Raw genomic sequence first — 3449 nt, forward strand, 5'->3', positions numbered from 1 at the left:
GCGCAGCAGCGCGCGCAGCCGCTCCCAGGCCCGTACGTCGGCGTCGCCCGCCTCGCGCACCGGCAGGGACAGGGTGTCCACCGGCGTGCCGCCGCCGAGGGCGCAGCCCACCACGACCAGCGCCGGCAGGGCCGGGCCGAGCACCTCCAGGACGCGGCCCTCGCGCTGGGCGAAGAGCACGGGGCGGCCGTCGAGCATCAGCGGATCGCAGGCCCGTTCCGCCCGCACGGCCAGCCGGGCGACCGTGGCGGGCGCCAGGCGCCGCCCGTACGCGTCCGCGACCGCGCGCACGGTGGCGATGACGTCGCTGGTGGAGCTGCCCATCCCCAGACCCACCGGGACGTCACCGGTGAGCCGCAGCTCCCCGCCGCACGGCGGCTCCCCGGCCCACCGTGCGCACTCCGCCACGGCCAGGGCCGCGGCCCGCGCGGCCTTCGTACGCCCGGCGGGTACGACGGTGAGCGCCGCGGGCGCCGTGCCGGGCCGGCGGGTGAACTCGGCACGGCTGCCGGGTTCGGCCATCGGCAGCGTGACCAGGCCCGCGCACCGCCGCCCGGCGCCGTCGAGGAAGACGCCCTGGAGGATCTCGCCGTGGTGGAAGGAGGCGCACCCGGTGCCGGTGCGGAGGCCGGCGGCACCGGGTGTCGCCGCCAGGACGGTGGGGATCACGCGCCGTCCACCGCCCGGTAGCGGTACAGGACCGTCTCCTCGGCGCTGAACTGGGAGAAGGGGAACGGCTCGGCGGACAGGGCGGTCACCCCCGAGCCGAGGAAGGCACGGGCGACGGCGCTGCCGCTCTGCGCGTAGACGATCAGCGGGACGCCCCGGGAGCGGCAGCGCCCGAGGATGGTGTCGAAGGACCCGTTGCTCAGGGTCATTCCGGTCGCGATGACGGCGTCCGCCCGCTCCAGCACCTCGTGCATGTCGGCGGTGACGGGGTCGCCCCACTGGGTCGTCCTCAGGTTGAAGTCGCAGGGCAGTGGTACGCCGCCGCGCTCGCGGATGGCGGCGACGAGGGGGTTGACGACGCCGATGAGGCCGACTTCGGCACCCTCCTCGATGTCCAACAGGCCGGCGATCGCCGCGTCGCGCGCCCGGGCGCGGATCTCCGGGGTTCCGGCGGGGAGGGTGACGGGCTCGGCCCCGCCCGCCTCGCCGGCCGCGCGGTGCGGGCGGGTCTCGCAGAGGTAGGCGTCGAGGGCGGCGATCCGCAGCGGGCGCGGGGCCTCGCGCAGCAGGACGTCGAGGGGAGTGCCGGAGGCGTCGCGGCACAGCGCCGGGTCGACCTCTCCCGCCTCGAAGGCGCAGCCTCCGAAGGAGCCGCCGAGGCGGACCAGGACGTACTGGTTGAGATAGGTGGTGTCGCCTCCGGCCAAGCGGGTGCCGTGGTGGATCCAGAACACGCTGGTGGCCACGAGCGAGGCGGGGAGCGGACCGTGCTCGCCGGCCAGGACCGCCTCGACGAGCGAGTCGACGGTCGTGATCGTGGTCGCCGTGGGGCTGGAGTGGTGCGGGTGGGTCATGGGTCGGGATTCCTCTTTCACTGGGCGGACAGAGGCGTCGGCGCCTCGGCCGGGACTGGTGCAGGAGCGGGATCAGGAGCAGGAGCAAGAGCCGGGGCCGGGGCCGGTGCTCCGAGCGGTCCGCGGTAGACGACCGCAGGGTGTCCGAGGGCGTCGGTGGTGAGTTCGGCGTCCACCTCGAAGACCTCGGCCAGCCGTTCGGCCGTCAGGACGGCGGCGGGCGGGCCGGAGGCGACCAGGCGGCCGTGGTGCAGGAGCAGCAGGCGGTCGCAGTACCGGGCGGCCAGCGACAGGTCGTGCAGCGCGACCAGGACCGTACGGCTGGTTCCGGACAGCAGCTCCATCAGTTCCAGCTGGTGTCTGACGTCGAGGTGGTTGGTGGGCTCGTCCAGCAGCAGGGCGTACGGCTGCTGCGCGAGCGCGCGGGCGATGTGGGCGCGCTGCCGCTCGCCGCCCGACAGCGCCTTCCAGGAGCGGTCGGCGAGCGCGCTGAGCCCGAGGCGCTCCAGCGCCGCGGCGACGACCGCCCGGTCGGTGGCGTCCGGTCCGCGCCAGCGGTCCCGGAACGGCGTGCGCCCCAGGCCCACGACGTCGGCGACCCGCAGGTCGCTGTCCGTGCCGGCGTCCTGCTCGACGAAGGCCACGCGGCAGGCGATCCGGCGCGCGCCCCAGCCGCGTACGGACTCGCCGTCGTAGCGGACGGTGCCCGCCCCGGGCGGCCGCAGACCCGCCAGGCAGCGCAGCAGCGAGGACTTGCCGGAGCCGTTCGGGCCGAGCAGCCCGACCGTCTCGCCGGGGGCGATGTCGGCGTCGACCCCGCGTACGACCGGGTTGCCCGCCACGGACCAGCTCAGTGCCTCGGCGGTGATCCTCACAGGTCACCCCGCCTGCGCAGGACGAGGAGGAAGAGGGGTACGCCCAGCAGGGCGGTGATCACGCCCACGGGCACCTCGCGGGGCGCGAAGGCGATCCGTGCCAGCGCGTCCGTCCACACCAGGAACACCGCTCCCACGAGCGCCGCGCAGGGCAGCAGCACGCGGTGCAGCGGCCCGACCAGGAACCGCACTCCGTGCGGGACGATCAGCCCGACGAATCCGATGGCGCCGACGGTGGCCACCGCCACCGCGGTCAGCACGGCCGTGACCACGAGCAGCAGCGTCCTGGTGCGCCGTACGCCGATCCCCAGGGAGGCGGCCGTGTCGGTGCCGAAGGCGAGCCCGTCGAGGGCGTTCGAGCAGAGCCACGCGGCCACCAGCCCCAGCGGGGTGACGATCGCGCAGACCGTGACGGTGTCCCAGCGGGCGGGCGCCATCGAGCCGAGCAGCCAGTGGGTGACGGCCCGGGTGGTGTCCGCGTCGGCGGAGGCCATCAGCACGAGCGACGTGAGCGCCGTGAAGAGCTGGCCGACGACCACGCCGGTGAGGACGATGCGGACCGAGTCCGGTCCGGTGCGCCGCAACAGCAGCAGGAGCAGGGCGAAGGAGAGCACGGCGCCGGCGAACGCCCCGCCCGTGAGCCCGAGCGCGCTCGCGCCCACCCCGAGGACGAGGACCGTGACCGCGCCCGCCGACGCGCCCGAGGAGACGCCGAGCAGGTACGGGTCGGCCAGCGCGTTGCGGGTGACGGCCTGGAGCACCGTGCCGCACACGGCGAGCGAGGCGCCGACGAGGGCCGCCATCAGGACCCGCGGCAGCCGCAGGTCCCAGACGAGCGAGTCCAGCAGCGGGGGCAGCGGCTCCACGGCCAGGCCGAGACGGCTGCCCAGCGCACGGGCGAGACCGGTCCAGCCCACGTCGGCGGTGCCGATGCACACCGCCTCCGGCCCCCAGCCAGCGAGCGAGCCCGCGGCGCGAAGGGGCACGGCCACCCGGGCCGCCGGGGGCCGCCGGGGGATGTCCATTATAAACAGATCACGCAGCCGACAAA

4 protein-coding genes are annotated in these 3449 nt (G+C 75.6%); all 4 read right to left on the reverse strand.

Translation table 11 applies throughout. The annotated features are described in order from the left end of the window. The coding region (locus tag GPJ59_RS34690) for a GHMP family kinase ATP-binding protein (RefSeq protein WP_445271893.1) at positions 1 to 669 on the reverse strand (669 nt) is incomplete at its 3' end. Continuing rightward, positions 666 to 1523 carry a Rossmann-like domain-containing protein gene (locus GPJ59_RS34695; RefSeq protein WP_219672012.1) on the reverse strand — a complete coding sequence of 286 codons (858 nt, stop codon included), beginning with the start codon at positions 1521 to 1523 and terminating at the stop codon, positions 666 to 668. The genes GPJ59_RS34690 and GPJ59_RS34695, both read right to left, overlap by 4 nt. Before the next feature lie 17 nt (positions 1524 to 1540). Beyond that, positions 1541 to 2398, reverse strand: coding sequence for an ABC transporter ATP-binding protein (locus GPJ59_RS34700; RefSeq protein WP_219672013.1), 858 nt, complete (start codon positions 2396 to 2398; stop codon positions 1541 to 1543). Next, a complete protein-coding gene (locus GPJ59_RS34705) occupies positions 2395 to 3423 on the reverse strand; it encodes a FecCD family ABC transporter permease (RefSeq protein WP_258025373.1) in 1029 nt (342 codons plus the stop codon). Before GPJ59_RS34705 ends, GPJ59_RS34700 begins: the two co-directional genes overlap by 4 nt. Positions 3424 to 3449 lie beyond the last annotated feature (26 nt).

Source organism: Streptomyces bambusae (genome assembly GCF_019400985.1).
GTDB classification, from domain to species: domain Bacteria; phylum Actinomycetota; class Actinomycetes; order Streptomycetales; family Streptomycetaceae; genus Streptomyces; species Streptomyces bambusae_A.

Excerpts from the sequence above, each read along its gene's own strand:
- GPJ59_RS34705 (WP_258025373.1), bottom strand. The coding sequence starts at position 3,423 with ATGGACATCCCCCGGCGGCCCCCGGCGGCCCGGGTGGCCGTGCCCCTT.
- GPJ59_RS34695 (WP_219672012.1), bottom strand. The coding sequence starts at position 1,523 with ATGACCCACCCGCACCACTCCAGCCCCACGGCGACCACGATCACGACC.